Origin of the sequence: Myroides marinus (genome assembly GCF_900109075.1) — a bacterium.
Classification (GTDB): domain Bacteria; phylum Bacteroidota; class Bacteroidia; order Flavobacteriales; family Flavobacteriaceae; genus Flavobacterium; species Flavobacterium marinum_A.
In genome coordinates this window covers 19,063-42,431 of record NZ_FNYS01000008.1, presented here as the reverse complement: position 1 = coordinate 42,431, position 23,369 = coordinate 19,063, and the positions used below count along the sequence as shown (strand labels likewise).

At 34.4% G+C, this 23,369-nt stretch carries 25 protein-coding genes; 21 read left to right on the top strand and 4 right to left on the bottom strand.

Annotated features, from left to right (window positions below; genetic code table 11):
• The first annotated feature begins 7 nt into the window (after positions 1–7).
• From ureB to BMX53_RS09845, 9 genes are all read left to right on the top strand, one after another.
• On the top strand, positions 8–379 hold the full coding sequence (ureB, locus tag BMX53_RS09885) for an urease subunit beta (protein WP_038988104.1): 372 nt from the start codon (positions 8–10) through the stop codon (positions 377–379).
• Entirely contained in the window at positions 379–2,100 is a 1,722-nt protein-coding gene (gene ureC / locus BMX53_RS09880) for an urease subunit alpha (RefSeq protein WP_074746077.1), read from the top strand. Before ureB ends, ureC begins: the two co-directional genes overlap by 1 nt.
• Positions 2,101–2,197: 97 nt before the next feature.
• Positions 2,198–2,695: an urease accessory protein UreE gene (locus BMX53_RS09875; RefSeq protein WP_074746075.1), complete on the top strand. Its 498-nt coding sequence runs from the start codon at positions 2,198–2,200 to the stop codon at positions 2,693–2,695.
• A gap of 3 nt (positions 2,696–2,698) precedes the next feature.
• Entirely contained in the window at positions 2,699–3,391 is a 693-nt protein-coding gene (locus BMX53_RS09870; RefSeq protein WP_074746073.1) for an urease accessory protein UreF, read from the top strand.
• 14 nt (positions 3,392–3,405) lie between these two features.
• On the top strand, positions 3,406–4,044 hold the full coding sequence (ureG, locus tag BMX53_RS09865) for an urease accessory protein UreG (protein ID WP_038988108.1): 639 nt from the start codon (positions 3,406–3,408) through the stop codon (positions 4,042–4,044).
• Position 4,045: 1 nt separating this feature from the next.
• Positions 4,046–4,846, top strand: a complete 801-nt coding sequence (locus BMX53_RS09860; RefSeq protein WP_074746071.1) for an urease accessory protein UreD — start codon at positions 4,046–4,048, stop codon at positions 4,844–4,846.
• Positions 4,847–4,878: 32 nt separating this feature from the next.
• The gene (locus tag BMX53_RS09855) at positions 4,879–5,823 is read left to right on the top strand and encodes an urea transporter (protein WP_074746069.1); all 945 of its coding nucleotides are present in this window, start codon (positions 4,879–4,881) and stop codon (positions 5,821–5,823) included.
• Positions 5,824–5,909: 86 nt separating this feature from the next.
• Positions 5,910–6,797, top strand: coding sequence for a helix-turn-helix domain-containing protein (locus tag BMX53_RS09850; RefSeq protein WP_074746067.1), 888 nt, complete (start codon positions 5,910–5,912; stop codon positions 6,795–6,797).
• A gap of 97 nt (positions 6,798–6,894) precedes the next feature.
• Complete coding sequence (locus BMX53_RS09845; protein ID WP_074746065.1) at positions 6,895–7,743, top strand: GNAT family N-acetyltransferase; 849 nt, start codon at positions 6,895–6,897, stop codon at positions 7,741–7,743.
• A 75-nt stretch (positions 7,744–7,818) separates the two neighbouring features.
• Here BMX53_RS09845 and BMX53_RS09840 read toward each other — a convergent pair whose 3' ends face one another.
• The 3 genes from BMX53_RS09840 to BMX53_RS09830 form a co-directional block, all read right to left on the bottom strand.
• Positions 7,819–8,448, bottom strand: coding sequence for a TetR/AcrR family transcriptional regulator (locus tag BMX53_RS09840; protein WP_074746064.1), 630 nt, complete (start codon positions 8,446–8,448; stop codon positions 7,819–7,821).
• A 726-nt stretch (positions 8,449–9,174) separates the two neighbouring features.
• On the bottom strand, positions 9,175–9,963 hold the full coding sequence (locus tag BMX53_RS09835) for a helix-turn-helix domain-containing protein (RefSeq protein WP_074746062.1): 789 nt from the start codon (positions 9,961–9,963) through the stop codon (positions 9,175–9,177).
• Between the two features lie 4 nt (positions 9,964–9,967).
• Positions 9,968–11,092 carry an MBL fold metallo-hydrolase gene (locus BMX53_RS09830; protein WP_074746060.1) on the bottom strand — a complete coding sequence of 375 codons (1,125 nt, stop codon included), beginning with the start codon at positions 11,090–11,092 and terminating at the stop codon, positions 9,968–9,970.
• A gap of 1,056 nt (positions 11,093–12,148) precedes the next feature.
• Here BMX53_RS09830 and BMX53_RS09825 point away from each other — a divergent pair.
• The 10 genes from BMX53_RS09825 to BMX53_RS09780 all read left to right on the top strand — a co-directional run bounded on the left by BMX53_RS09825 (position 12,149) and on the right by BMX53_RS09780 (position 21,187).
• Entirely contained in the window at positions 12,149–12,328 is a 180-nt protein-coding gene (locus BMX53_RS09825) for a hypothetical protein (protein ID WP_074746058.1), read from the top strand.
• 582 nt (positions 12,329–12,910) lie between these two features.
• Positions 12,911–14,191: a T9SS type B sorting domain-containing protein gene (locus tag BMX53_RS09820; RefSeq protein WP_074746155.1), complete on the top strand. Its 1,281-nt coding sequence runs from the start codon at positions 12,911–12,913 to the stop codon at positions 14,189–14,191.
• A 158-nt stretch (positions 14,192–14,349) separates the two neighbouring features.
• Positions 14,350–15,117, top strand: a complete 768-nt coding sequence (locus tag BMX53_RS09815; RefSeq protein WP_038988117.1) for a sulfite exporter TauE/SafE family protein — start codon at positions 14,350–14,352, stop codon at positions 15,115–15,117.
• Between the two features lie 6 nt (positions 15,118–15,123).
• On the top strand, positions 15,124–16,269 hold the full coding sequence (locus tag BMX53_RS09810) for a hypothetical protein (RefSeq protein WP_074746056.1): 1,146 nt from the start codon (positions 15,124–15,126) through the stop codon (positions 16,267–16,269).
• A 2-nt stretch (positions 16,270–16,271) separates the two neighbouring features.
• Entirely contained in the window at positions 16,272–16,961 is a 690-nt protein-coding gene (locus BMX53_RS09805) for an SMI1/KNR4 family protein (protein ID WP_074746054.1), read from the top strand.
• A gap of 111 nt (positions 16,962–17,072) precedes the next feature.
• Positions 17,073–17,672 carry a GrpB family protein gene (locus tag BMX53_RS09800; protein WP_074746052.1) on the top strand — a complete coding sequence of 200 codons (600 nt, stop codon included), beginning with the start codon at positions 17,073–17,075 and terminating at the stop codon, positions 17,670–17,672.
• 269 nt (positions 17,673–17,941) lie between these two features.
• Complete coding sequence (locus BMX53_RS09795; protein WP_074746050.1) at positions 17,942–18,979, top strand: serine hydrolase domain-containing protein; 1,038 nt, start codon at positions 17,942–17,944, stop codon at positions 18,977–18,979.
• Positions 18,980–19,047: 68 nt separating this feature from the next.
• Entirely contained in the window at positions 19,048–19,749 is a 702-nt protein-coding gene (locus BMX53_RS09790) for a hypothetical protein (protein ID WP_074746048.1), read from the top strand.
• Between the two features lie 5 nt (positions 19,750–19,754).
• Positions 19,755–20,468 carry a YwqG family protein gene (locus BMX53_RS09785; RefSeq protein ID WP_074746046.1) on the top strand — a complete coding sequence of 238 codons (714 nt, stop codon included), beginning with the start codon at positions 19,755–19,757 and terminating at the stop codon, positions 20,466–20,468.
• 11 nt (positions 20,469–20,479) lie between these two features.
• A complete protein-coding gene (locus BMX53_RS09780; RefSeq protein WP_074746044.1) occupies positions 20,480–21,187 on the top strand; it encodes a hypothetical protein in 708 nt (235 codons plus the stop codon).
• 35 nt (positions 21,188–21,222) lie between these two features.
• Here the strand turns inward: BMX53_RS09780 and BMX53_RS09775 are convergent, their stop codons facing one another.
• Entirely contained in the window at positions 21,223–21,843 is a 621-nt protein-coding gene (locus BMX53_RS09775; protein ID WP_074746042.1) for a DUF3267 domain-containing protein, read from the bottom strand.
• A gap of 195 nt (positions 21,844–22,038) precedes the next feature.
• Here BMX53_RS09775 and BMX53_RS09770 point away from each other — a divergent pair, with 195 nt between their 5' ends.
• Both BMX53_RS09770 and BMX53_RS09765 read left to right on the top strand, forming a co-directional pair.
• Positions 22,039–22,332, top strand: coding sequence for a thioredoxin family protein (locus BMX53_RS09770; RefSeq protein WP_038988124.1), 294 nt, complete (start codon positions 22,039–22,041; stop codon positions 22,330–22,332).
• Positions 22,333–22,338: 6 nt separating this feature from the next.
• A complete protein-coding gene (locus BMX53_RS09765; RefSeq protein ID WP_074746040.1) occupies positions 22,339–23,349 on the top strand; it encodes an NAD(P)/FAD-dependent oxidoreductase in 1,011 nt (336 codons plus the stop codon).
• The last annotated feature ends 20 nt before the right edge of the window (positions 23,350–23,369 follow it).

Genomic DNA, 23,369 nt, shown 5'->3' with positions numbered 1-23,369 from the left:
GTAAACAATGGTTCCAGGAGAATATTTTATTAAAGAGGAAGATGTTATCTGTAATGAAGGTAGAGAGATTACCACTATTACAGTTGTAAATAAAGGAGATAGACCGATACAGGTAGGTTCTCACTATCACTTTTTTGAAGTGAATAAGATGATGGAGTTTGACCGTGCAGCAGCATTTGGTAAACGCCTAAACATTATTGCCAGTACAGCTGTTCGTTTTGAGCCAGGAGAAGAGAAAGAAGTTGACTTAGTACCTTATGCTGGAGAGCGCAAGATATACGGACACAACGACCTTGCTAATGGAGAGACAATCTCAGAAGAGGCTAAAGCTAAGGCAATGAAAAAAGTGGAGAAACAATACTTTAAAAACAGATCATAATGAGTTTAAAAGTTAGTAGAGCAAATTACAGTGCAATCTTCGGACCTACAGTAGGAGATAGAGTGCGCTTAGGAGATACAGAGATTATTATCGAAGTAGAGAAAGACTTCGCAAGTTATGGAGATGAGAGCAAGTTCGGTGGAGGAAAAACAGTACGCGATGGAATGATGCAGTCTTCTAATCACTTAAGTGAAGAAGGTGTATTAGATATGGTTATCACAGGTGCAATCATCATTGATCACTGGGGAATCGTAAAAGGAGATATCGGTATTAAAGATGGTAAAATAGTAGGAGTAGGTAGAGCAGGTAATCCAGATACAATGGATGGTGTATCTCCTAATATGATTATCGGTGCATCTACAGAGGTACACGGAGGAGCAGGATTTATCGTTACAGCAGGGGGTATAGATACTCACATTCACTATATCAGCCCAACACAGATAGAAACAGCACTATACAGCGGTGTAACTACAATGATTGGTGGTGGTACAGGTCCTGCAGATGGAACGAATGCTACTACTGTAACACCTGGTAAATGGAGCATGAAGCGCATGATGCAGGCAGTAGATCACTTGCCAATGAACTTTGGTTTCTTTGGGAAAGGAAATGTAGGATCAGAAGAACCTATTATCGAGCAAATAGAGGCAGGTGCATTAGGAGTGAAGATTCACGAAGACTGGGGAGCTACACCAGCTACTATTGATAGAGCTTTATCTGTAGCAGATAAATATGATGTACAAGTAGCTATACATACAGATACTTTAAATGAAGGAGGTTTCTTAGAAGATACAATGCAAGCGATTAATGGACGTGTTATCCATACTTTCCACACAGAAGGAGCTGGAGGAGGACATGCACCAGATATTATCAAATCAGCAATGTATCCTAATGTGTTACCTGCGTCAACTAACCCAACTCGTCCATTTACAAAGAATACTATCGATGAGCACTTAGACATGCTTATGGTATGTCACCACTTGAGCAAGGATATTCCTGAAGACGTAGCTTTTGCTGATTCACGTATTCGTCCTGAGACGATTGCAGCGGAGGACATCTTACAAGATCAAGGAGTGTTTAGTATTATGAGTTCTGACTCACAAGCGATGGGACGTGTGGGTGAGGTAGTTACCAGAACTTGGCAGACTGCTGATAAGATGAAAAAACAAATCGGTAGTCTAACAGAAGATGAAGGAACTGGAAATGATAACTTCCGCGCTAAACGTTATGTAGCTAAATATACAATCAATCCTGCTATCGCTCATGGAGTATCTAACTATATCGGTTCTATCGAGCCAGGTAAGATAGCTGACTTAGTAATTTGGAAACCAGCATTATTTGGAGCAAAACCAGAGATGATTATCAAAGGAGGTATGATTGCTGCTTCTAAAATGGGAGATGCTAATGCATCTATTCCAACTCCTCAACCTATTATTTTGAGAACAATGTATGGAGGATTAGGAAAAGCAGTGACTCAGACTTGTTTCAACTTTGTATCTCAGGTGTCATTAGAGAAAGGTATTCAAGAGGAATATGGAGTAGCTCGTACACTACTTCCTGTAAAGAACTGTCGTAATATCTCTAAAGAGAATATGATACACAATAGTGCTACTCCGGAGATTACAGTTAATCCAGAGAATTACGAGGTAAGTATAGATGGTAAAAAGATTACTTGTCAACCAATTGATGAGGTAGCTTTAGGTCAGAGATACTTCTTGTTTTAAGTCTATAATAGGAACAACAACAATAAACAACAAGCAAACAAACCAAACCGAGAATACAAGAAAGTAAAACTACTTGTATTCTCACCTTTTAGTAAAAATGGTAGTAACACAGGCAATTCGAAATAGTACTGCTCAGGAAATAGAACAGCATATAGATTATCTGTACATAGAATGGTATCAGACTTCTAAGCGCATCCAGCGTCTTGTGACGGCAGATGGAGAGGATATCGCTATTCGCTTTTTAGGCAAGGGACAAGATCTAAAGCATGGAGATATTCTATATGAAGATAGGCACAAGGTGGTGATGGTCTCTATTTTACCTTGTGAAGCTATTGCTTTTACTACTACTGACTTGAGTGTTTTAAGTTTAGTGGCTTATGAAGTAGGGAATAAACACACTCCACTTTTTGCAGAGGGGAATAGTGTGTTTATGCCTTATGAAAGAGCGATGTATGATTGGTTTTTAAAGAATGGTTACAAAGCAGAGATAGTACAAAAACAGTTGTGTAATCCTTTAAATGCAAATGTTGATTTTAATCAGCATAAGAAGTTCACGTTTACCCCACCTAAAGGTGGTTTATCATTAAAATTATAAAGTATGCAAGAAGCATTTTTAGGAAGGTTATTGCATTTAGCAGATCCTGCATTACCAATAGGGGGATATACTCACTCTAATGGTTTAGAGACTTATGTACAAAATGGAATGGTGTGTGATAAGGCCTCAGCAGATCAATATGTAAGACATAATCTGTGGTATAATCTCAAGTATAATGATGCGGCATTGATGAAGCTGGCTTATGATGCTACAGCACAGGAGAATATTGCAGAGCTTATCTTATTAGATCAAGAATGTAATGCGCTAAAAGGGCCAATGGAGATAAGACAAGGGAGTCAGAAATTAGGACTTCGCTTGTACAAAATATTTAGTAGATATAGCAAGGAGCATACAGTAGTAGAGCAATGGGAACAACTGATTAAGCAAAAGCAAACCTATAATCACTATTGTATTATGTATGGTCTTTTTGCTGCAGTGATGAATATTCCTTTAGTAGAGGCTATGCACGCTTATTACTATAATGCAGCTATAGGGATGGTAACTAATGCAGTAAAGCTTGTGCCATTAGGACAATTAGATGGACAAGACATTCTGTATTATCTACACGATGACTTACTTAAACTAAGTGAGGAGTCTTTGGTTATGGATAGAAATCTTATCGGTCTGTGTAATATTGGTTTTGATATCAGATGTATGCAACACGAACGCCTTTATTCAAGACTTTATTTATCATAAGTAAACACAACAATATGGAAAATAGAAAATATATCAAAATAGGAGTAGGTGGACCTGTAGGATCAGGTAAAACAGCTCTGTTAGAACGATTGAGTCGTCGATTGTTAAACGAATATGACTTAGCGGTAATCACTAATGATATTTACACACGTGTAGATGCAGAGTTTATGGCTAAGAATAGTTTATTACCTAAAGATAGAATTATCGGGGTAGAAACAGGAGGATGCCCTCACACTGCAATACGCGAGGATGCAAGTATGAACTTAGAGGCAGTGGAAGAATTAGCAGATCGCTTTCCTGATTTAGAGCTAATCTTTATCGAAAGTGGAGGAGATAATCTATCGTCTACATTTAGCCCTGATTTGGCAGATATTACCATCTTCGTACTAGACGTAGCAGAAGGAGAGAAAATGCCAAGTAAAGGAGGACCAGCTATTACGCGTTCAGATTTATTGCTTATCAATAAGAAGGACTTAGCCCCTTATGTAGGTGCAGATTTAAATGTGATGGAAACTGATGCAAGACGTGTGAGAAAAGGAGCTCCATTCTTATTCTCTAACCTAAAAACAGGAGAAGGATTAGAAGATATCGTAGGTTGGATTAAGAAATACGCCTTATTAGAAGATATCGAAGAACCTAATTTATTGAGATAATATGATTTCGTCATTAGATATAAAAGTTGAGCAACGTGAGGGAGTATCTTATTTAAAAGATGCTTATGTTACTCAACCTTTTCGAATAGTACCAGTAGGGCAATATAAACGCGATAAGGCAGCTTATTTGATGATTATGAGTTCTTCTCCAGGGCTGTTAGATAACGATGATCACCGCATCTCTATTAACCTGGCAGAAGGTACCAAGCTTCAATTACAGACACAGGCCTATCAACGCTTATTCCATATGAAGAATAAGTCTTCACAGACTACACTAATCAATATGGAAAGAACAAGTGTATTTGCCTATGTTCCACATCCAGTAGTGCCTCAGAGCTCATCTACCTTTATTAGCCATAATAAGGTCGAAATGAAAGAGGATTGTCACTTTCTGTTATCAGATATCATTACTTGTGGAAGAAAGCTCTCAGGAGAAGAATTTGAGTATAATCACTTTCAGAACTTGACAGAGCTTTTTGTCAACGGCAGATTAGAGGTAAAAGACAACGTCTTGTTACAACCTGATTTGATGCCTATACAAGGCATTGGAATATTAGAAGGCTTTACACATCAGGGGACTTTGATTTATTACAATACAGCTAAGATGTCTGTACTTGAGTATATCGAGTATTTCTATAAGCAGTACGGAGAGAGAGAAAATATCCAATTCGGTATAAGCCAGTTAGAAGGCGATGGCTTTATGATTAGAATATTAGGACAGGGAGCTGAGAAGCTATATACAATATTTCAACAAATTCAAGAGAAACTATGGGGTGAGTTGTTTTTAGAACAACGCCTTTAGTTCACATTTACACATTCAAAAGAAAAAATACTATGAAAGAACTTATAGTTCATTGTTTTAAAGCTTTCTTTAGAGGTTTTGGGCAAATTATGTTACAAGCAAATGCCATAACAGGAATACTGTTTTTAGCAGCGATTTATTACGATTCGACAGAAATGGCATTAGCTGCCTCTCTGAGTAATATAGTGGCTATTCTAACAGCTAAACTTCTAAATTTTGATAGGCAGAACATTGAGAATGGACTATATGGTTTTAATGCTTGTTTGATTGGAGTAGCCCTTATGTTTTACTTCGAACCAAGTATTTGGGTATATGTATTAATGTTACTTTCTTCTGTTGTTTCTACAATAATTATGAACTGGGCAATTAAGAGAGAGTTACCAGCCTATACGTTCCCATTTGTGATCTTTACATGGGTATCCTTGTTTATTTTGAGTATTCCTGATTTGGCTATTCGCTCTGTACCTGAACACTTTGTAGATATCGAAGAGTTAGATGACTTCTTAATTCAAGGACATGCTTTTGGACAAGTTCTATTTCAAGGAAGTTTTGTTGCAGGGGTAGTCTTCTTTTTAGGAGTATTTATCAGTCGTCCTATTCAGGCACTGTATGGCTTTGTTGCAGTTATTGTGAGTGTTTATATTTCACACAGTAGTCATGCATCTAACGCCTTGATTAATGAAGGAGTCTTCAGTTTTAACGCTGTACTATGTGGTATAGCCATGGGAGAAGATAAAGTAAGAGCAGGTATGTATGTGCTAATCAGTGTGATTATTTCTACTTACTTTGATATCTTTATGATTAAGTATGGATGGACTACCTTGACTTTCCCGTTTGTATTTGCGATGTGGGTTATGTATCCGATTAAGCGTTTAGATAAGTGGATTGTACTCAAGTTAGAAGAGTTGGGTGTCAATCAATTTATCAATAAAATGTTTTACAGTGAAACAGAGCAAGGGGTAGAAAATAAAGAGTAAGAAATATTGGCAAGATATTAGCTATATCTTCTTGATTATTAAGAAACTATTTTGTAAAATTTGCTTTAAAATATTAGGGTTATAATATGTCAAAACCATCTATTGAAATATTAAACAACTATCAGTATAAGAAGTTGTTTTTACCTCATTTAGACGATAGTTATTTAAAAAACGAAAGCAAAATACAAGTTTATCGTTTAGAAGACTATCTAAGAGGTATTTTAATGCCTGTAATCCCTTATCGTACAACGTTTAACTTTATGATAATGTTGACAAAAGGGGAGATGATGCAGTATTTAGATAGTGGTGCATATACATTGACTAAAAATGAAATCATCAATGTAAAAAATGGTAATATCACAGCTACTTTATCTATATCTGATGATATCAAAGGGTATTTTATTGTATATGAGAATGAAGTTATAACGGATATTTCTTTGGGAACGAATGATTTGAAGTTCTTTACCATGAATCCTTATGTGAAGCTGAATGATATCAATGCTAACTGGGTTAGTAGAATCTTAGATTTATTAGAAGAAGAATCATTAAGTGATACAGGAGATGTAGAGATTTGTGTGACCTTGTTAGAAACTGTCTTAATGAAGGTGATACGAGCGGATATGGAGAAGAAAACACCGATGAGTAGACAATTAGATATTGCCTTTCGCTTTAGAGAGTTGGTGCAGAAGTTTCATATAGATCACAAGAATGTACTGTTTTATGCTAACTTACTTCACATCTCGGAGAACTACCTCAATAAATGTGTAAAAGAGGCTACTACTAAGCCTCCTAAACAGTGGATTAATGAGATTAGTATCTTGCATAGTCAAATATTACTTCAAGATAAAACACGAGATATAGCAGGTATTGCTTTTGAATTAAAGTATAATTCACCTTCTTACTTTACTCGTTTGTTTAAAAAGGTGACAGGGTATTCACCAAGTGATTATCGCAAACATAAGTTTATCTTATAGATATAGTTTCTGACCAATGGCATTAGTCATTTAAAGGGGATTGCTACATCATAGATCAACAAGTTTTCTATATTTTAGCTTATATAGCTAAGATATTATGCAGATTATTACATTAGAAAACATTGATAAAGCTTTAATTCATCATGTCATCAATGACTCCTTTGCGGATTATATAGAACCTTTTTCACTTACCTTAGAACAACTGGAGTTTAAGATCTATGCAGAACAAGTAGATCTGTCCTTATCTGTGGGAGTACAGAATAATGGAAGATTAGTTGCCTTTATACTACATGGTATTCAGTTAGAAAATAACCATCTATTAGCTTATAATGGAGGTACTGGTGTTATTCCAGGGTATAGAAAGCAGGGATTAGTTCAAAAAATGTACGCTTTTTTAGAGCCCGTTTTTCAACAGCGAAAAGTCAAGAGAATTATATTAGAAGTAATAGAGGAGAATATTGCCGCTATAAGTTCTTACCAACGTTTAGGATTTACTGTATCCAGACGATTTAACTGCTATGACGGAATATTAAGACAAGATATCCAATCAAGCGAAACGTTTGATATAAGGCCACTATCCCTGATTAAATGGGCAGAAGTAAAGCCTTTTTGGAATATTACCCCAGCGTATCAATGTAGTGAGTCCCTTATTGAGCAAGTACTTGATGAGGTCAATAGTTTAGGTTTATATGTAGAAGATAAATTAGTAGGTTATATTGTATTTAATCAACTAAGACATCGTATATATCAACTTGCTGTTGATTCTAATTACAGAAATAAGGGATACGCAAAAGCTTTGATAGGAGAGGTCGCTCAAGTATTTAATGGAGAAGAAATCTCAGTTAATAATGTAGATGAGCGCTCTATAGAACTAAATGCTTTACTAAAGAGTTTCGGACTTGTAGATACAGTTGTTCAATTAGAAATGGAGAGGGGTATAGAATAAAAAGATGATTTACCATAAATAAAGAATGGGAGTAAAACATTAGTTCTACTCCCATTCTTTATTTTATAAAGGGTACTATTTTTCGTAGATTTTATCTATAGCAGCGTTCATCGCATCTTTAATCTGTTGTCTTCCCTCTTCGCTGTGTAAGTCTATACCACAGAAGTGTCTGCCGTTGTGTTCTGCGAATAGGTTAAGGTAGTATGCACCCGAAACTAGGATAGCCATTAATGCACGATAGTCAGTAGCTTTATCGCCAAAGTGTATGTCTGATACATTCTTAAAAAGAACTTCACCTACTTCTTCTTGTTTTTCTACAATATTGCGAAGTGAATCACGGTCTTCAGATAATTGCCATAACATTAGCTTTTGGAATTCTTTGTTTTTTTGGACAAAATCATATTGTTCTGCTAATAGTTGTTTACCCATTTCTTTTCCACCATCATTGTTAGCTACTTCTAATACTTTATTAGGTTCTATGTTGTTCCAGAAGTATTGAGAATTGATATATTCATCTAGTAGTTGCTCAGTACCACCAAAGTAGTTATAGATAAGTTTTTTGTCCAATCCTGCCGTGGCAGCAATGTCATTTACTTTAAGGGCTGAGTAACCTTTTTCTTTTAATATAGTTCCGACTGCTTGAAGTAATTCTTCTTTGCTTTTTTCTTTGTTTCTCTCTCTAGTTCTTCCTGTTTTTTCTGTCATAATAACTAAGAAAATTATTTTTATCAAAAATACAAAATTATAAGTCACTGCTTAGTGATTTGTTATATATTTGCTCTGTCAAAACAATTCAATTGATGAGATAATGTTGGTTATATTGAATAATGGTTGATGATTTGCCTTGTTGGTGTTTGTTTTGTTATTGAATGATTGATTATTATTGTTTTTATTGAATTTAATATAAACGTAATAATTGTGGTAAATCAATTAGAATAGAATGCCCTATTTATTGTTTAAGAACGTTGGAGATGACCTAATTACTATCGCTGTTAATTTCTTCAAGATCTTAAAAACTAGACACAATAAATGATGGTAATAAGTATGGGCATACTGTTTTGATTTAGTAAGAAGAAATGTAAGTGTTATAAAAAAGGTATTATGATCAAATGGATGTTAGCTATTGTGGTAGTTATGTATTCTCTTATTAAAGAGATCATATCTTATTTATTGTAATAAGCAAATTTATAACCCCAAAGATAAATTATATAGTTCTATCCGAATTATTGATACGTTGTTTGTTAGAGGTTTCTAGTTAGATCTTTGTTCTGACTAGAACCTTTGTTTTTTTAATCCCTTTTAGCGGAAAAGGGATTAAAAAAATGCTAAAGACATTCGCTAAGACATTATATGTTTTAACTAAGACAAGAAATGAAAAAGAGAATTAAATAATAAGGGGCAGTTATCTGTGAGATACTGCCCCTTATCTTTTTATACATTCGAAGGTGGGATACCAAAGTGTTTTTTAAAAGCATAAGAGAAATGAGATAAGGTCTCAAATCCCACTTCTAGGTACACATCCTTTGTCTTCATTTTTTTGTTTTCTAATAAATAATAGGCCTCTTCTAAGCGCTTTTGTTGTATCCATTTATTAGGAGATGTCTTAAATACCTTTTCAAAGTCTCGTTTAAATGTAGCTAAACTTCTACCTGTTAAGAAAGCAAGTTGACTCAGTGGAACATTAAATCTGAAGTTGTTATTCATAAATGCCTCAAGGTCTATCTTACCAGGTGTAGCAAAGTGAAACAAGACATTTCTATATGTTTCATTGTGTAAGAGTAATAGGTGTATAGCCTCTTCTTTCTTTAATTGGGCTAGTGCTGGTGTTATCTCTCTAGAGAAATAACTCTTTAAACTTGTAAAATAAGCGTTTAATAGTACATCTGACTTTACTTTATATAGACTTTGTTCTGGTAATTTAGCAGAGGAGATATGATACCTCTGTGCATACTCTTGAAGAAGGGTGTCGTCAAATACAACAGAGATTGCTTCGAAGACATGAGTAGGTTGAGCATATTTGACAAAGCGTATTAGTGTATTTTTCTTATACAATACAATGTCTCCTTTTTTATAGCGATGTACTGTTTTCCCATCAAAAGCCTCTAACTCTCCAGAAACGATATATGAAATACCGTTCTCTTTGACAAAGTATTCTCCTGTCTTAGTATTCTGTGAATAGCAAGACTTCTGTATTCCATATAAGTCGTCGTGTACAGTCATAAATTTACTTTTTCCACCAATAAGTTGGTTCTGTATCCAGATTGTTTAGATCAATTATCTGACCAATTAATGGTGTAGTTATCGCTTGATTCTGTTTTATGGCTTCAGCCGATACTCTATCTAGTGGTTCATACCAAGAGTGGTTAGCCAACACAAATTTAGAAGAATGGACTGGTAAAAGCACTTTAGCATTTAGATCTTTTGTAGCTTGTACTACCTCTTCAGGCATCATATGTATATATTTCCAACTAAGGTCATATTGACCATTCTCTAATATAGCTAGGTCAAATGGACCATGTTTCTCACCAATTACCTTAAAGTGAGTGTCATATCCACTATCACCACCTAAATATAGTGTAAAAGAAGGAGTTTTAAGTACATAAGAAGCCCAAAGTGTATTAGCACTCCATATACTTCTACCTGAAAAGTGCCTTGCAGGAGTTACAATAGTTTGAAACCCATCACCTAAATCTACCTGATCCCACCAGTCTTTTTCTATTATTTGGTCTGTAGTATATCCCCAGTGTTCTAAATGAGCACCAACACCTAATCCTACGATTATCTTAGATACAGTAGGTTGTAAGAACTTTAGTGTTTTATAATCCATATGATCATAGTGATCGTGTGAGATAAATAGATAGTCTATCTTTGGTAGCCATTCTACAGCGGTGATATCACTTCCATTAAAAGCCTTAGTTCCTCCTGGTATAGGAGAAGCACTTCCACTAAGTACAGGATCTACTAGAATGTTCTTACCGTCTATGCGCAGAAAGTAAGAAGAGTGACCTAACCAAACCATTTGGTTATCCTTTTTTAGTATTTCTTCCCACTGGATAGGCACAGAAGGGATACTATCTTTCGGTTTGCTATCTTTTGATTTATTAAATAGGTAATCGTACAAGGCAACACCAAGACTCTGTGTAACTTGGGGAGTGTGGTTTGTATTTTGAAACTTTCCATCTCTAAATTGGGCGGATTGTTTTATGTTTTCTAATCTAATACCAGAGGGTCTTTTGCCAAATTGTGGGTGCATCATATAAAGTGCTATTATAACTATTAGTACCGAAATAATCAGGGCTATTCTTGTTGATATCTTAAGAAAGCGCTTGATGTTTTTGGTTGTTTTCATTTCTATTTGTTTAAGGCAAAAGTAAGATGTGAAGGAGGAATATTACTTTCTTGTAAAGCTCATAGTTTGTTTCTTGAAAAGTTCGTTTCTAGAACTAAGGAGGGTTGAAAAGAGCCTCAAACCAATACTTGCCAAGTATAATTTTAAAATGATATTTATGTCATAATCATACCTATTTAGTTTTATTGGTTTTCTTTCACAAACATTATTTTAAACTAAATTCTTTAAAATTTGCTATTTCAATTTCAAATCACTGAATACTATGTGTTTAAGTTATTTGTGTCTAATGTGAATATGATAGTTACTCCTCTTACCCTATGTAGATACTGTCCGATATACTAGTTGTTGGACTAATGGTGGACAATACGCCGTGTTTACTGGACTAGAAATGCCTTTTCTCCACCAATACTTCATGTATACATCACGTAGTCTCCAATCGCCGAGATTCAAAATAGTTGTAATACGTTGTTCTATCTTTTCTTTCTTTCACTTCATTAAAGATTATATTATCCTATGGTTTATTCATACCTTATAGAGTTATCTGATATAATTACCTCTTGTTTATTGTATTGAATACTCATTTGTGGATTTTTACTTAGTATTTTAGGTAGTTATGAGAGAATATAGAATAAGCATTAACTGTAAAAATGATAAAATAAAATAATGATTAAATAATCACATTTAGTCATTATTCGTTAACGAACGATATTGTTAATTAGGTATTAATCACTAGATGTGTTTGTATATTGTTTTTTTGTGTATAGTTCTTACTATAAGTGAATGGATAGGTATTATTAATAGAAAGGTTTAATTGTTATATTTTGATTTTTTATCTCGATATTAGAGTTGTTTTTTGATATTTATGTATAAGTTTTTGTTTAGTGTTTAAGATATTGTATTGTTTGTTATTTTTGTGATACAAAGATTTAAGACAAGTTTACCTGGACCTAAGAATGATTTAGGAAAAGAAATTATTAAACAAGGAGCTGGAATTAAGTTGAAAATAATTGAAAATGAGGTTAATAAATTAAACAATCAAACAAAAGAAAATAACTGATGGAATTAATTTATTCGCTATTATGTATATTAGGTGGTAGCGTTTATATAATTTATTTATTAAAAAGGAAAAAAGAAGATTCTAACTCTTGGGATACATCAATGAATTTGCGGGGATTTGCGGGAGGAATAATAATTGTTATTATTGGAATTATTTTGTTTTTACAAAATATTCAATAACCAGATGGTAAGGAAAAGTATACACAATTGAAAATTTATTGAGGAAGGATTCTTCTGAATTTTATTCAGTTATGTATTATTTTTATCTAAATGGATATTTTTCTGTAATAGATGATTATGGAGGAGGATATGTCTCCAGTTATATTTTATCTGAAGAAGTACCTCAATTAGATAATTCTAATCTTATGTTAGAAAAATTATAATTTAATAAAACATGAAACGTATGTCCGTTTGATGTAATAAAGGAAGATAGGTGACTATTTATTCAACAAAATAACATACAACGACTTTTTATAAATATTGTATATTAGTTAGTTATGTTTTTTAAAGAGCTATAGTTTTCCCACTAAATGAGTAGTATGACACTAAACGGAGATACATACAAGTTTATTAGTTATTTGTTAAACAATAGATGGGTCTATTTAAGGGATGGTTTTATATGTAATGGAATATTTTTAGAACCTTTTTGGTATTGAAATAATCTTTGGTGCGGTTTTTGGTTTTTAGAATTTTATAAAAGTATAATGTAGTTGATTATCAGATGTATTTTTGATGTTGATTACTGTAATGAATAAAATAGTTATGAAAAAGAAGAATATTGGGTTAATAGTTCTATCTGCAGTTCCGTTTGTAGCTTCAGCACAGACAGTAAATGAAGGGATATTCTCAGTCATGCCAGGTACTGAGATGGGAACAGTAGCGGAGTTTATAAATGTTGAGTCTGGAGATTTTACTAACGATGGTACAGTTTATTTCTTTAATAATTTTAGAAATGATGGTATCTATAGTATTAGTAAGAATGCTAAGACAGGTAAGGTAATATTTAGTAGACACGAAGAGGAGAGCGGAGTACAGACTATCTCGGGGAATTCATTTACAGAATTTTATGATGTAGTCTTGAACAATCCTCAAAAATCAGGAGCTTTTGACTTAAAAGCTAATGTTGATATACTAGGAACAATGGATTTCCAAGATGGTATAGTAAAGATTGATTCTACAATTAACCCTAAAACAGGATTGTCACAAGGAATGCTTACTTTCCAGAAAGGAGCAAAATCAATAAATGCAAGTGATAGGAGTTTTGCAGATGGAGAAATAGAAAAGATAGGTAATGATGCGTTTATGTTCCCACAAGGGCATAAAGGTAATTTTAGATATGCTAAGATCTCTGCTCCTAAGAGTGATAAATCAACTTATGTAAGTAGATATATCTATGATGATAAGCAGTTCTTTGAAGCTCATAAAAATAAGACAGGTGTAATCGAAATTATTAATACCAATGAGTTTTGGTTAGTTGATAAGGGAAATAATACGGAAGGAGATGTTTTATTAACCCTTAGTTGGAGTGATAAGACTACATTGAAAGATGTATTAGGTAATCCAGAGAAGAACTTACATATTATTCGTTGGGATGAGTATAATCAGATCTGGGTAGATGAAGGAGGAGTGGTAGATGTAGAGAATAAAGAAGTTACTACAGCAACTACAGTTAACGGATATGGATTCTTTACTTTAGCAACTGTAAAGAATGATATCATTAATAAAGGAGATGTTGTTATCTATAATGCGGTTTCTCCAAACGGAGATGGTAAGAATGATTACTTTATCATTGATAATATTACGAGATACCCGAACAATAAAGTTCAAATCTTTAATAGATGGGGGGCTAAGGTATATGAGACAAGTAACTATGATAGTAATGGAAACGTATTTAAAGGATACTCTGAAGGAAGCGGAACAGTTAATAAAAACGCTAAATTACCAACTGGTACTTATTACTACGTAGTAATGTACGAATACACTGATTCTAAGGGAACTGAAATGATCAAGAGAACAGGGTATTTACACTTAGAAAATGAATAAGATTAAACTATAAAATGCCTAGAGCAATTTTGAATGAAACCACTGATGAGAGTCAGTGGTTTTTTTGTGCCTGAAGAGGACTATTTTAGTGTAAAAAACAGGAAATGTTTTTAGAAGATTAAGTAATACTTCTACATTTGTGAACTTATATAAAACAAATGGAATTAGACATCTTATTGTATTTAGGAATAGTAGCTTTTTGCGCTGGCTTTATTGATGCCATTGCAGGAGGAGGAGGCCTTATACAAACACCACTAGGATTAGCCCTATTACCTCAAATACCTGTGTCAACAGTTATAGGAACACTTAAGATACCTGCCTTTTCAGGAACAGCGATGGCTGTAGGGCAGTATATGAAAAAGACAAAAATTAACTGGATGTTTTTCGCTTTACTTGCCTTGCTTTCTTTTGCAAGTGCATTTGCAGGTTCATATACACTGACCATTGTCAATAACGACTTTATGAAACCCTTGCTATTTATTATTCTAATAGCACTATGGGTGTTTACCTATATCAAGAAAGACTTTTCTAGAAAAGCCATAAGTAATATTACAGATAGACAGAAGTATATCTGGGGAGTTGTCATCTCAATCGTTGTAGGCTTCTACGATGGATTTATAGGTCCAGCTACAGGGACGTTCTTTATTATGGGGTTTGTGTTCTTAATGGGATTTGACTTCTTTAAGGCATCCGCTTATGCTAAGATGATTAACCTAGTGACTAACTTTGGAAGTATCTGTTTGTTCTTGCTTAAAGGGGCTATTATCTGGAAAGTAGCCTTACCTATGGCTGTATGTAACGGTTTAGGAGGATACTGTGGAGCTAAGATGGCAATCTTAAAAGGGCAAGTATGGGTGCGTTATATCTTCTTGTTTATCATGTTTGTGGCGATATGCCGCTTTGGATATGAAGTTTGGTTTAAATAGGTAATTATGCAGAGAGATACCCCATTTTATATGTCCTTGACTAAAGAGAATAGTCACAAGGTAAAGATATCGGCAGGTCAAGGTCGTTTTTCGATTGGTACTAAAGGTGTGACTACATCTAAGTGCGATGCGATGGTTGATGCTGGAGATCAAATCAATTGGAATGTGTTTAACGAATTTCAAGTGCCTGCAGGAGGTAATTGGCCTCGTGTGATGGAATATCACGGAGATGATACTTCCTTTATCACTTGGAGTGCTACTCGTGAAATGGAAGCGATGGAGTGGACACCATTAGATACTACAGAAGCCGACTTTACAACAGCTCACATCGGTCAACTTACCATAACTATCAATAAGCCAATTCGGATTATTCTAGGACAGAAAGTAAAGAGTGTTTTCTTTAGAGGTAATATCAGCAATCTAACTTTAGAGAACTATGATCATTTAGAAGCCTTGTCTTTTTCGTTTATACCAGATATTAATAGTACAACACCTATTAGCCTTCCATTGTTTACTAAAACGGCTCATATTAAGGATATCAATATTGTAACTAAGGTGAAAGGACAACCTTTTGACTGTACTAGTTTATTACAGTTTTCTAATCTAACAGCTGTTGCTCTATCAGGTAATATGTGTAATCTAAGTTCGCTTGAATCTTGTACAGCCTTAGAAGCCTTAGAGTTAAGATATATTTCAGACTTGAGCACTTTACCTGCTTTAAATACTTGGGCTAATCTGAACTACTTTATCGGTTGGAATATAGAAGAACAAACAGGTAAGGTGTTAAAGAAGCAATTAGCTACTTTAGAGAAGGAAAGAACCTTTAAATATGCTTCAGTATCTAATCTAAAGAAGCCAGAATGGTTTGTAACAGAGTTTGGTATTCCATTTGGAGTTTGGCCTACAAAGAATAATAAAGTGGCTGTAAAGGCTTATAAAGATGCTTTAAAGGTAATTAAGAAGGCTAGTAGTATAGAAGATGTTCAAGGGGCAATCAAAATACTTGTGGAGGTAATTAATGACTTGCCTAATATTGAAACAATAGAACGAGAAGATACCTGGGAAGCTGTGATGCAATTAGTTTCGTTTAGTACTTTCAGTATAGAGGAAGAAACAGCAGGTAAATGGTTTGACCAATACAGAGATTTTTAAAGATGACAATACAAGAATTAGAACAGAAATACAATATTAAGTACCCTGAATTATATAAGCAGTTAGCCTTAGATAAGATGTTAGAGGTAGGACAGTATGGCGCTACGTGGTATGCTGAGACTTTCCCTAAACTAAAGGACAATCCAACCTTATTGCTCTTTAGCGATGATTTTGAGTTATGCCCTTTGAAAGATGTGGATGAAGAAATCTCTTGGCTAAGAGATCCTGATAATTATATGGAGATAAAAGAGGAGTATAACTTTATTCCCTTTGCTAAAAATGGAGCAGGAGATATGTACTGTTTTTTGATGAGTGAAGAGGTCGAAGGGGATTATCCTATCGTATTTGTATGGCATGATGATATAGAGGCTACTTATGAGGCGAAGAATCTAAGAGACTTTATCTTTAAACGCATTGTATTAGATATGAGTCAATTAGATACTTATAACAAACAATCAGATAAGGAGTTTATTACTTACTTAAGAGCGACATTAAAGACTCACAGTAGATACTTGTCAGAAGATAAGGTAACTCTGTTAGAAGAGTTAATAGAACGCCCTTTAATTGATTACCGCATTAAAGGTTGGTCAGAGGATAGCAGAGGAGTACTTACAGATATAGAGTATCAACAGATTCTAAAACAGTATATACCTTATGAGAAAATGGAAGAGTCATTTCCATACTCTGAATAAGTTATTTGAAACGTCAATATTGTGTATTGGCGTTTTTTTGGGTTTAAAAAGCAAGTAAATACAAGGCTAGAGGTATCTTTGTCTATTATTCTTAACCCTAGATTTAGTAACATGAAAGTCGCTTTTACCTCATATAACCCAGATTGGAAAGAACAGTTTTTAATCTTAAAACAAGAACTAGACTCAGTATTAGGCCATTTAGATGTACAAGTAGAGCATATCGGAAGTACGTCAGTAGAAGGGCTATCTGCTAAGCCAATTATAGATATTATGATAGGGTTAAAGTCTGAGCAGGACTTAGATAAACTTCCTGTTTTGATGAAACAGAGAGGGTACATCTATTATGAGATTTACAATGAAGATATGCCGTATAGAAGGTTTTTTGTCAAGTTAGATAAAGCTCCAGAAGAATATGGTTTCCCTACTCAGATAGTTATAGGAGAGACAGTACCAGATGGATTACATAATCACGGTATCAGAATAGCTAATATACATGCTATCGCTACTGATGATGAGAATTGGACTAGACATATTGCTTTCAGGGATTACTTAAGAGCACATCCTTTAATTAAACAAGCCTATCAAGAATTAAAACAAGAGTTAAGCCAAATGGATTGGAAGGATGGTAATCATTATAACAGTGGAAAGGATAGTTTTATAAAAACAGAAGAAGCTAAAGCAATTAAATGGTTTTTGGATAAAAATAAATAATAATAACTTGTGAAATGTTAAAATATTTATCTATATTAGTAAATGTTAAAAAGACAAAGAAAGTTTATTATTAGTTCGCATAAAAAGCCGTAGCCTTATTAAAGACTACGGCTTTTTTCATTATATCATTCTCAGCAGTCTGCAGAAACTGGTTAAGACAGGTATATTACTAAGAAGAAATTTAATCGTTTCTCTAGTCTATCCTTTACATTGTCTTAATATTCATATTAGGGAAACTCTTTTAATTTGCCTTTCTAATAAGAAAAAAGATGAGATTACTTTATAAAGTGATTATAGGTTTTTGCCTAATAAATAGCATAACACTATGGGCAGGAAAGAGAAAAGTCATGGAGGTTATTAATCGCTATACTTTAGCAGGTAAAATAAATGGAGCTGTACTAGTAGGAAATAGAGATGAGGTACTATGTGATACTGTAGTAGGGTGGAGTGATAAAGAACAAAAGATCTTAAATACTAATCAAACACTTTTTTATGGCGCTTCTATTACCAAAACCTTTACAGCCGTAAGTGTGGCTCAGTTAGTATCTCAAGGTCAATTAACTTATACAGATAAGATTAAGACATATCTACCAGAGCTAGGAGCTTATGCAGATAACCTAACGATTCATCAACTGCTAACTCATACTTCGGGATTGCCTGATTATGAAGTTGAAATGCCTGTTTCTGATGATGTTGATACCGCTATTATTCTTCAATGGTTAGAAAGAGAAAACCGACTTAATTTTACTCCAGGAAGTCAGCATAAATACTGTAATACAGGATATATTCTACTAGCTAAGATTATTGAACGTATAAGTGGCGTAAGCTATGAACAGTATTTGACTCAGCATATATTCTCTAAATCAGGTATTCAAAATACGAAGCTATACACAGATAAACATCAAAAAGGAAAAGAGGTAGCAGTGGGATATGATAAGAATGGCAATGTAGATGATTTTACACTTATCTCTTATGGAGACACAGGGTTACTAATGACAGCATCTGATTTGTATCGTTATGCTAAAAGCCTTTCTAAGGAAGAGGTGTTGCCATATAATCAGCGGGTATTGATGTACACACCTGTTCAACTTACCTCAGGTAAAGAGGCAAATTATGGATATGGATGGAGAGTAGTGACGAAGCACAATCATAAAACAGTCTATCACAAAGGCGGACTAAATGGCTTCAAATCTATCTTATGGCGAGACTTAGAAGACGGAACAGTAATCGTTATCTTAACGAATTATGGAGATGTATTACCTACAGATGCCTTAGTAGAAGAGCTTTATCTCGCAGCTCAAAAATAGCTGCATTCATTAGGGCAGAACTACACTAAAAGCAGTATTTTCGTCTTTTACTATCACAATTAAAAGTAATGGAGTTAAAACTATATCCTAGATATGAAGAGGTGTTCTCTGACAGTACTTTAGAGGGGATTTTTTATCCGTTATGCTCTGTTGTATTACCATCAGGTCAACTCGTTCATTTCGTTTCACATAATGGTGTTTGGACTACTGATGAGAGTAATTCTGATCAAAACACAAGTGACTACTATCGCTTTAAGCTAATTGATAATAAATATACGTTTAGCGGTGATATAAGTATCTATCAAGGCTATGAAGTAGTTGGGCAGATACACAAAACACTAGAATCTGACTTTAAAACTAATGAGGATCACTATTTTAAAGCGAAGTTAACTTTAGATGAATACACAGATAAAGTGAAGGCTCTATTACCTGAAATAGATGCAGACTTTGATCTAGATACGTATATTGAATTCTTTTATGCCTATTCACTTAATAAATTAGTGTATCAACGAACAGGGCAGTTCTCTAAGTATAGACAGTTAATAGATGGCTTTGCTAAAGCAGATCCAAGTCCTTATGTGTATAGTCAAGGAGATGAAGACTTTGATGTAGCGCTCTATCAGGGAGATTTTGACTCTTCATTAGATTTGACGAATTACGCACCAATAGGTATGACCATAGGATGTGAGTTCTTTACAGATGGCAATGATTGTGTACTTTATTACAATGAGAGCGATGATACAGTGATTTGCTTTAATGCTTATTCTTAAATACAATGAAAACATTAGAAGAATTAAAACAAGAAATAGGACGTAAGGTTACTGCTTTTGAAGTAGGAGGTTTTCGTCCATTAGATACTATAGAAGAGTCTTGGATAGCACGCGTAACAGCTTATAAAGAAGAAGAACAAATTCCCTTAGATGATAAGGGAAGAGAGATGATTCCTCTATTACAGCTGTATTTACCTAATTTGCCTTTTGTGCCTAAAGCATTAGAGGGTATTGAGTTATTGACGGTGTTTATGTCTTATGAATATCCAGAACAATTAGAACCTATGGGGAGTAAATGGATAATTAGAGAATACACGTCATTAGAGGGAATTGTACAAAAAGACCTGACTAATAAAGACTCTATCTTAAAAGCCTTTCCGTTAAAACCTAGATTAGAAGAAGTAGATTACCCTATTTGGGATGGAGGAGGATTGACTCTAGAGCAAGAAGATCGCATCTGTGAGATGGAGGATACAGGCGAAATAGAAGATTATTATGATGTATTTGATTCGCATTGTTATGACACTAAACTTGGAGGGTATCCTTCGTATTGCCAGTCAGGGATAGGAGTAGATGAGGAGTATGGAGAAGGATATGAGTTTGTATTCCAGATATCTACTAACGAGAAAGTCAATCTAAACGTCGTGGATAATGGTAGTTTTATGTTTGCTCGCAATGCCACAACAGGAGATTGGAGTATCTACTATGATTTTTATTAAAATAGACACTAATGATTAGTGAAGGTCAAAATAAAGCGTTGTTATTAGTTGCAGAGAAAACAAGGCAGGTAGAAGAATGGCGTAAATATGCAGAGTATTGTACGCTAAGAGAAAAAGGCTTGCGCAAGGCTTCTTTTACTGTTTTAAACGAATTTCTAGTAGAAGTGAGGCAATGGACTTATGAACAGAAAAAAAGCTTTGTAATTTGCTTAATGCAGTTTTGTGAGACAGTTCCAGATGCAGATTATGGACCACTACCAACGCCATTAGCTCAGCAAGTGGTAGTTCCTACATTAGAGACCTGGTGTGAATTAGAGTTAGAAGATAGTACACCATTTCGCTGGTTAGGTATTTACTTTTACCGTCTAGAGTATCTCTATAAAGCTCTAGAAGTTGATGCTACGGATGATAGAGCTAGAGGACGTATTGTATCTGACAGTATAGGTCATATTGAGTTCTCTACACATCACTTGCCTGATTACTTTATTGGAGAGCCTAATGAGGTAGTAGATAAAGCTAAAGAAGTATATATCCATATCACTGAGTTTATTGATGACGCTAGAAGGGAGTATTGGCGTAAAGAGTTAGAAGAAGCACTGTTATTGGTACACAATTATATTGCTTGGATAGAGAGTGGACATACTAATTTAGTAGAATGGGGCAAGGAGAATAACACAATAGTGAGTTCAGGAATAACAACAGTTTACTCTAATTCATAAATGAAAAAGACAGCTAATTAGCTGTCTTTTTTGCCTTATTTCTGTTCTTTTAATAGGTAATACCCTGCTTCAGAAGGATGATCTTGTACCCATGTATCTTTGTCTTCTTTATAGATTAGGTAGATAATCATAAAGTCCCCCATGGCAGCTACAGTGAAGAATATACCAAATAATAGCAAACCAAAGTGACCAATGATGATGGCTATGATAGAAGGAATAAATCCCAATATGATAGCAGGCATGATAGCACCTATACTGTAAGCTCTAACCTTTAAAGGCTCTTTACAGTGACAATAAGGAGTTATCATCTTCCATAATACCCCAAACTTCATTGACTTAAAACCTTTCTTTGCATAAATAGCCCAAGTAAGCCCGTGAATTAATTCGTGTATAACGATACCAATTAACATAATTAGTATTATCGAAAACGAACCACTTATCATAAATAAAGGATTGGTTTCTTTGAGCTTAGAAATGCTAGCTAATTCACCCCATATGAAGTAATAAGGAATGATATTAATTAGCGCTATAGGGATAATACTAAGTAAAGCATATCCATTAGCTTTACCTAAGTCAATGGTTTTCTGCTCCATTGTATAGTTCTCAAAACCTATCGGTTTAGTTGGTTCTGATGTGGTGTTAATTGTGTTTTCCACTTTGTGATCGTTAGTTAATAGTAATAGTGAAAGTAAATTAAGCCAAATTATTTCAATAAACAATGTAGTGTCAGTAGAATGTTATTCTTCGATATTGCTTAATGTACTTTGTGCTATTTTGTCTCCCATTCGTATAATACCTCTTGGTTGTAGGCTTATTAGCTTTGTCTTATTCAAATTAAAACAAGAATAGATATGAATATAACGGAAATTTTAAACCAAGCTGAGAAACCTGTATTACTTCAATTTTTTGCAGAATGGTGTGGACCGTGTAAGATGTTAACCAGAATTATAGATGAGTCAGTAGAAGAAGTAACGCAGCACGTAGAATTAAAACGCATAGATGTGGATCAAGAACCTGCGCTATCTGCACAGTTTCAAATAAGAGCTGTCCCAACAATGGTATTGGTAAATAAAGCAGGGGAAGTACTGTGGAAACACACAGGGATAATGGAAATAAGAGATTTAATCACTCAAATATCTAAATAAACGCCTATGGTATCTCGTCGAGAATTTATACAGAAAAGTACTTTAGCAAGTTCTACTATATTGGTAGCAAACTCACTTGAGTCTTTTGTTGTGATAGATAGTGTAGATGAAGACGAATTGTTTGATGTGATTATTATTGGAGGTAGTTATGCAGGATTATCTGCTGCATTGACATTAGGGCGTTCTATGTGCAAGGTCTTGATATTAGATAGCAATGAACCTTGTAATAGAATGACTCCACACTCACATAATTTCTTGACACAAGATGGTGTTGCTCCTGGTCAGATTAGCGCAAAAGCCAAAGAACAGGTATTGAAATATGAAACAGTTCTTTATTATTCAACCCAGGTTGAGAAAGTAGATAAAACAGCTAATCAAACCTTTTTAGTTCACAGCGTAGAGCAGAAGAAGTATAAAGCTAAGTTTGTATTGTTTGCTACTGGATTAAAGGATATGTTATTGCCAATTAAGGGGTATGCAGATTGCTGGGGTAAAAGTGTCATTCACTGTACCTATTGCCATGGATATGAGCAAATAAATAGAACAACAGCTATTTTAGCCAATGGTGATTTAGCTTTTCACCTGTTAATGCTGGCTTCTCCATTAACAACGAAACTAAGTATATTAACAAATGGACAAGCTAATTTTACCTTAGAACAACAAAACATAATAAACAGAAAGGGAATTAAGATTATAGAAACTCCAATTACTGAGCTTAAACACAAACAAGGACAAGTATCAGAGGTTGTTTTTAGAGATAACTCTAATTTACAAGTTGAGGTAATATACTCTCGACCTGCCGTTATTCAGAAAAGTAATATTCCAAGCCAATTAGGATGTGAACTTACTGAACAGGGGCTGCTAAAAGTAGATAATCAACAAGAGAGTACTATACCGAGAGTGTATGCTTGTGGAGATATGACCTCATTTAGATCTGTTGCTACAGCCATAGCTACAGGATCAGCAGCTGGGCGAGCTATTAATGCTCAGTTGTGTCAATTAGATTTTAAGAGTTAACCTGTCTGTACACGAGTTCT

Excerpts from the sequence above, each read along its gene's own strand:
- ureB (WP_038988104.1), top strand. The coding sequence starts at position 8 with ATGGTTCCAGGAGAATATTTTATTAAAGAGGAAGATGTTATCTGTAAT.
- ureC (WP_074746077.1), top strand. The coding sequence starts at position 379 with ATGAGTTTAAAAGTTAGTAGAGCAAATTACAGTGCAATCTTCGGACCT.
- BMX53_RS09875 (WP_074746075.1), top strand. The coding sequence starts at position 2,198 with ATGGTAGTAACACAGGCAATTCGAAATAGTACTGCTCAGGAAATAGAA.
- BMX53_RS09870 (WP_074746073.1), top strand. The coding sequence starts at position 2,699 with ATGCAAGAAGCATTTTTAGGAAGGTTATTGCATTTAGCAGATCCTGCA.
- ureG (WP_038988108.1), top strand. The coding sequence starts at position 3,406 with ATGGAAAATAGAAAATATATCAAAATAGGAGTAGGTGGACCTGTAGGA.
- BMX53_RS09860 (WP_074746071.1), top strand. The coding sequence starts at position 4,046 with ATGATTTCGTCATTAGATATAAAAGTTGAGCAACGTGAGGGAGTATCT.
- BMX53_RS09855 (WP_074746069.1), top strand. The coding sequence starts at position 4,879 with ATGAAAGAACTTATAGTTCATTGTTTTAAAGCTTTCTTTAGAGGTTTT.
- BMX53_RS09850 (WP_074746067.1), top strand. The coding sequence starts at position 5,910 with ATGTCAAAACCATCTATTGAAATATTAAACAACTATCAGTATAAGAAG.
- BMX53_RS09845 (WP_074746065.1), top strand. The coding sequence starts at position 6,895 with ATGCAGATTATTACATTAGAAAACATTGATAAAGCTTTAATTCATCAT.
- BMX53_RS09840 (WP_074746064.1), bottom strand. The coding sequence starts at position 8,448 with ATGACAGAAAAAACAGGAAGAACTAGAGAGAGAAACAAAGAAAAAAGC.
- BMX53_RS09835 (WP_074746062.1), bottom strand. The coding sequence starts at position 9,963 with ATGACTGTACACGACGACTTATATGGAATACAGAAGTCTTGCTATTCA.
- BMX53_RS09830 (WP_074746060.1), bottom strand. The coding sequence starts at position 11,092 with ATGAAAACAACCAAAAACATCAAGCGCTTTCTTAAGATATCAACAAGA.
- BMX53_RS09825 (WP_074746058.1), top strand. The coding sequence starts at position 12,149 with ATGGAATTAATTTATTCGCTATTATGTATATTAGGTGGTAGCGTTTAT.
- BMX53_RS09820 (WP_074746155.1), top strand. The coding sequence starts at position 12,911 with ATGAAAAAGAAGAATATTGGGTTAATAGTTCTATCTGCAGTTCCGTTT.
- BMX53_RS09815 (WP_038988117.1), top strand. The coding sequence starts at position 14,350 with ATGGAATTAGACATCTTATTGTATTTAGGAATAGTAGCTTTTTGCGCT.
- BMX53_RS09810 (WP_074746056.1), top strand. The coding sequence starts at position 15,124 with ATGCAGAGAGATACCCCATTTTATATGTCCTTGACTAAAGAGAATAGT.
- BMX53_RS09805 (WP_074746054.1), top strand. The coding sequence starts at position 16,272 with ATGACAATACAAGAATTAGAACAGAAATACAATATTAAGTACCCTGAA.
- BMX53_RS09800 (WP_074746052.1), top strand. The coding sequence starts at position 17,073 with ATGAAAGTCGCTTTTACCTCATATAACCCAGATTGGAAAGAACAGTTT.
- BMX53_RS09795 (WP_074746050.1), top strand. The coding sequence starts at position 17,942 with ATGAGATTACTTTATAAAGTGATTATAGGTTTTTGCCTAATAAATAGC.
- BMX53_RS09790 (WP_074746048.1), top strand. The coding sequence starts at position 19,048 with ATGGAGTTAAAACTATATCCTAGATATGAAGAGGTGTTCTCTGACAGT.
- BMX53_RS09785 (WP_074746046.1), top strand. The coding sequence starts at position 19,755 with ATGAAAACATTAGAAGAATTAAAACAAGAAATAGGACGTAAGGTTACT.
- BMX53_RS09780 (WP_074746044.1), top strand. The coding sequence starts at position 20,480 with ATGATTAGTGAAGGTCAAAATAAAGCGTTGTTATTAGTTGCAGAGAAA.
- BMX53_RS09770 (WP_038988124.1), top strand. The coding sequence starts at position 22,039 with ATGAATATAACGGAAATTTTAAACCAAGCTGAGAAACCTGTATTACTT.
- BMX53_RS09765 (WP_074746040.1), top strand. The coding sequence starts at position 22,339 with ATGGTATCTCGTCGAGAATTTATACAGAAAAGTACTTTAGCAAGTTCT.